Origin of the sequence: Kitasatospora sp. NPDC059571 (genome assembly GCF_042735675.1) — a bacterium.
Lineage (GTDB): Bacteria > Actinomycetota > Actinomycetes > Streptomycetales > Streptomycetaceae > Kitasatospora.
In genome coordinates this window covers 1-4594 of record NZ_JBHWBW010000570.1, presented here as the reverse complement: position 1 = coordinate 4594, position 4594 = coordinate 1, and the positions used below count along the sequence as shown (strand labels likewise).

The window sequence follows — 4594 nt, the reverse complement described above, 5'->3', positions numbered from 1 at the left end:
CCTGACGCCTTCTCCGGGCCGTTCAGCGGGCCTCCACGGCCGCGCACTGCCACTGCTCGGTGCGCCGGTGCCGCTCCAGCCGGAACGCCACCATGTGGTGCCGCGGGCCGAACTCCACCCGGACGCAGACCTCCAGCGCGTCCGGGGCCGGCGCGGAGTCGTACACCCGGCCCAGCCGGGTCTGCGGGATCCGGCCGCGCGGGCGCAGCGGCCCGGTCCGGACGAGCGCGGTGAGCTGCTGGTATCCCGCCAGCGTGGTGTGCCGCTGGAGCTGGCCGACCGGGCGGACCCCGGTCAGCACCTCGACCAGCCGGTGCGCGAAGCGGCCGGCCAGATCGCCCTGCCCGGCCCCGTGCACGGGTGCGCAGCCCGCTCCGGGGCGGCGGACCGGGCGGGCCGCGGCGGGCCCGTGCGGGGCCGCCGCGTGGCGCCCGGGGTGCGGGGTGCGGACCGGCCGCCGGCTGTGCGGGTGCCCCGGCGCCCGGACCAGGGGACGGACCGGCGGCACCGGTGCGGGCAGGGCGCCGGGGCCGGGGAGGACGGCGCAGCGGTGGTCGGGCCGGTGCTCGGCCATGGGCGGGACTCCTGTCGGGCGGGGGCCGGCGGTGCTGTCGGGCCCTTTGCTACCGGGCCCGCGGCGGGCCGTTCAAGAACCCTCCGCGCGGTGTCGGCGGGCGCCCGCGGTGTCCCCTATCCGGATGACGCGCCGTGCGGCGCAAGGCCTGCGGGAGGGCCGCCGGCAATCCCGCGTTGACGTGCGGCGGAGGCCGGCGGTGCACGAAGGGGGACGGCCGGGACCGGGATCCGGCGCGGCGCGCCGGTGCGCACCCGGCCCTACCCTCGGGTAGGGCGGAGGATCCTGTCGACCGGTCGCTTCGGCGGACCAGGAAGGCGGCGGCATGGTGACCCAGGTGTCCACCGGGGACGGCCCGGTGGCGGCGAGCGGCGTCCGCGGGCCGCGACGCGGCCTGGTGCTGGGCGGCGGGGGCATGCTCGGTGCGGCCTGGACGGTCGGGGCGCTGTGCGCGGTCGAGGAGGCCACCGGCTGGCGGCCGGGCGATGCCGAGGTGATCCTCGGGACGTCCGCGGGGGCGATCCTCGGCTCCCTGCTCGCGGCCGGGGTCGGCCCGGCGCAGCTGCGGGACCACCAGCGCGGCCTGCCGGTGACCGAGGGCCCGCTCGCCGGGGTGGAGTTCGACTACGACACCGCGGTCGGCGGTGCGCTGCCGCCGCGCCCGGGCGCCCGGATCGGCTCGCCCGGACTGCTGCGCAACGCCGTGCGGCACCCGCGCGACTACCCGTTCCTGACCATGGTCTCCGCGATGGTGCCGCCCGGGCGCGGCTCGGTCGCCCCGGTGGGCGACCTGGTGCGGGCGACGGCGGACGAGGACGGCTGGCCGGCCGGTTCGCCGCTGCGGGTGGTGGCGGTCGACTACCGCAACGGTCGGCGGGTGGTCTTCGGCGACCTGGGCGCGCCGCCCGCGGCGGTGGCGGAGGCGGTGATGGCCTCCTGCGCGATCCCGGGCTGGTTCGCGCCGGCCGAGGTGGCCGGCGCGCGCTACGTCGACGGCGGCTGCTGGTCGGCCACCAACGCCGACCTGATGGGCGGCCGCGACCTGGACGAGGTGTACGTGCTCGCGCCGATGGCGCTGCGGCTGCACCCGGAGGGCCGGACCGAGCCGGCCCGCGGCATGGCCGCGGCGCTGCGCGAGTGGAAGGACCGGGACCGGCCGCGCGGGGTGCTCGCCCAGCTGGTCAGCCGCTACCGGCGGACCGTCACCCGGCAGCTGCTGCGCGAGGCCCGTGAGCTGCGGGCGGCCGGCGTGCGGGTGCAGCTGCTCGCCCCGACGCTCGCCGACCTCGCCGTGATGGGGCCGAACCTGATGGACCCGGCGCGCCGTCCGCAGGTGCTGGAGACCGCCCTGCTCACCAGCCGTGCGGCGCTGGCGGCGGTGCGCTGAGTCTGCAGTGGGGTGATCACCCGGGCCGTATCCTTGGGTCGCGGCCCGACGGCCGTACGACCGACCGAGCGGAGTGCCCCCGATGCGCGTGTACGTGCCCACCACCCTGACCGGCCTGGCGGCGGCGCACCCCGGCGGTGTCCTGGAGCAGGTGGCGGCCTACGCCGTCACCCCGGCGCTGCGCGAGTGGTACGTCAGCGACGACATCGAGGAGCTGGAGTACGCGGCGCTGAACCGGGCCGCGCAGGGCTCGCTGCGGCTGCTGTCGGCCGACCCGGGGGCGCCGCGCCGCCGGGTGGTGGTGGCGGTCGAGGTGGCCGACTCGGCGGTGGGCGCGTTCGCCGGCGACGAGTACCAGGACCAGGCCTCGCTGGGCCGGGTGGTGCTGCACGGCCCGGTCCCGCTGGCGAAGGCGGCCGCGGTGCACGCGGACGTGGCGGACGGGGACGTGGTGGCCGACGTCGCGGCGGCGGTCGCGGCCATCGGGGCGGCCGACAAGGGCGACGAGGACGCCCAGTTCACCGTGGACGGCGCCGAGGACCACGAGCTGCTCTGGTTCGCGACGCAGGAGATCCCCAACCTGCTGGGGTGAGTGTCGGGGGCGGCAGGTAGCCTTCCCGGGATGCGCACTCACATCGTCTGGGACTGGAACGGCACCCTCTTCCACGACATGGCGGCGGTGCTCGGCGCGAGCAACGCGGCCTTCGCCACGGTCGGCCTGCCGCCGCTGAGTCTGCAGGAGTACCGGGAGCAGTACGAGATCCCGATCCCGCGGTTCTACCAGCGGCTGCTGGGCCGGATGCCGAGCCAGAGCGAGTGGGAGGCGCTGGACGACGCCTTCCACGACCGCTACCGCGAGCTGAGCCCGGACTGCGCGCTGACCGACGGTGTGCCCGAGCTGCTGGGCGGCTGGCGGTCGGCGCCGGGCCGCAGCCAGTCGCTGCTGTCGATGTACGAGCACGAGCGGCTCGTCCCGGTGGTGGAGGGCTTCGGGCTGAGCGGGCACTTCCTGCGGGTGGACGGCCGGACGGGCGCCTCCGGCGGCCGCAAGGCGGGGTTCCTCGCGGCGCACCTGGCCGCCCTGGGGCCGGACCTCGACCGCTCCCGCACGGTGCTGGTCGGCGACGCCGTGGACGACGCCGAGGCCGCCCTGGAGTCGGGCATCCACGCGGTGCTGTACACCGGCGGCTCGCACACCCGGGAGAAGCTGGCGGCGGTCGGCGTCCCGGTGGTGGACTCCCTGGCGGAGGCGGTCGCCCTCGCGGAGCAGCTCGGCTGAGCCGTCCCGGGCCCTCAGGCGTGTCAGCGGCCCGCGGCGGCCCGGCCTGGTCACTCTGGACGGACGTGCCGATCCAGAGCGGAGCCGCGATGCCCATCGACGCAGTCACGCAGGTCCCGACGCCGGCCGCCGAGCCGGGGCACGGGTATCCGCCCGGCGGCCCCGAGCGGGAGCGGCTGGAGCGGCGGCTGGACGAGCTGGCCGCGGAGGTGCTGCCGCTGCCGATGACGGTCGGCGGCGAGCCGCGGTTCGGCGGCGGTGAGCGGACCGACGTGGTCCAGCCGCACCACCACGCGGCGAAGCTGGGGGTGCTGGGCCGGGCGACCCACCAGGACGCGCGGCTCGCGGTGGACGCCGCTCTGGCCGCGGCCGCCGCCTGGCGGGCGCTGACCTTCGACGACCGTGCGGCGGTCTTCCTGCGGGCCGCCGACCTGCTGGCCGGGCCCTGGCGGGAGACCCTGACCGCGGCCGCCATGCTCGGCCAGTCCATGACCGCGCCGCAGGCCGAGCGGGACGCGGTGTGCGAGCTGGCCGACACCTGGCGGTTCGACGTGCAGGCCGCCCGGCTGCTGCTGGCCGGGCAGCCGGACTCCGCGCCGGGCACCTGGACCCGGACCGACCACCGCCCGCTGGACGGCTTCGTCTACGCCCTCGGCCCGTTCTCCAGCACCGCGGTCGCGGCCGCGCTGGCGACCGGCCCGGCGCTGATGGGCAACACCGTGGTGTGGAAGCCCGCCACGGCGCAGACCTACACCGCGCACTTCGTGCTGCGGCTGCTGGCGGAGGCGGGCCTGCCGCCCGGGGTGGTCAACCTGGTCACCGGGGACGGCCGGGTGCTCTCCGAGGTCGCGCTGGCGAGTCCGGCGCTGGCCGGGGTGCACCTGGCGGGCACGGCCGCGACGCTCCGGGAGCTCTGGGCGGCGGTCGGTGCCGCGGTCGGCGGCCACCGCCGGATCCCGCGGATCGCCGGCCGGACGGGCGGCAAGGACTTCCTGGTGGCGCACCCGTCCGCGGACCCGGAGACGGTCGCCGCGGCGCTGGTCCGGGGCGCGTTCGCCTACCAGGGCCAGGGGGCCCCGGCGCTCTCCCGGGCCTACCTGCCGCGCGCCCTGTGGCAGCGGATCGGGCCGGCCTTCCTGGCGGGGGTCGACGAGCTGGCGGTCGGCGACGTCGCCGACCCGACCAACGCCATGGGGGCGCTGATCGACGCCGCCGCGTACGCTCGGGTCCGGTCCGCGGTCGAGCGGGGGGGGGGCCGCGCGCGCCCCCGCCGCGCGGCCCGCCGCGCCCCGCCGGCCCCCCCCCCACCCCATGTCGGACGCCATCCGCAACCGCGCCCCGGTATTCATCGCGC

General features: G+C 78.0%; 5 protein-coding genes. 4 read left to right on the top strand and 1 reads right to left on the bottom strand.

Annotated elements, in window-relative coordinates:
- Positions 1-22: 22 nt before the first annotated feature.
- On the bottom strand, positions 23-574 hold the full coding sequence (locus tag ACFV0G_RS35700; protein ID WP_380556917.1) for an Rv3235 family protein: 552 nt from the start codon (positions 572-574) through the stop codon (positions 23-25).
- Between the two features lie 325 nt (positions 575-899).
- Between ACFV0G_RS35700 and ACFV0G_RS35695 the strand changes: the two genes are divergently transcribed.
- The 4 genes from ACFV0G_RS35695 to ACFV0G_RS35680 form a co-directional block, all read left to right on the top strand.
- A complete protein-coding gene (locus ACFV0G_RS35695) occupies positions 900-1961 on the top strand; it encodes a patatin-like phospholipase family protein (RefSeq protein ID WP_380556915.1) in 1062 nt (353 codons plus the stop codon).
- An 82-nt stretch (positions 1962-2043) separates the two neighbouring features.
- A complete protein-coding gene (locus ACFV0G_RS35690; protein WP_380556913.1) occupies positions 2044-2553 on the top strand; it encodes a DUF6912 family protein in 510 nt (169 codons plus the stop codon).
- Positions 2554-2583: 30 nt separating this feature from the next.
- Positions 2584-3240, top strand: coding sequence for an HAD family hydrolase (locus tag ACFV0G_RS35685; RefSeq protein WP_380556911.1), 657 nt, complete (start codon positions 2584-2586; stop codon positions 3238-3240).
- Positions 3241-3329: 89 nt separating this feature from the next.
- On the top strand, positions 3330-4594 hold a 1265-nt coding region (locus ACFV0G_RS35680; protein WP_380556909.1), incomplete at its 3' end, for an aldehyde dehydrogenase family protein.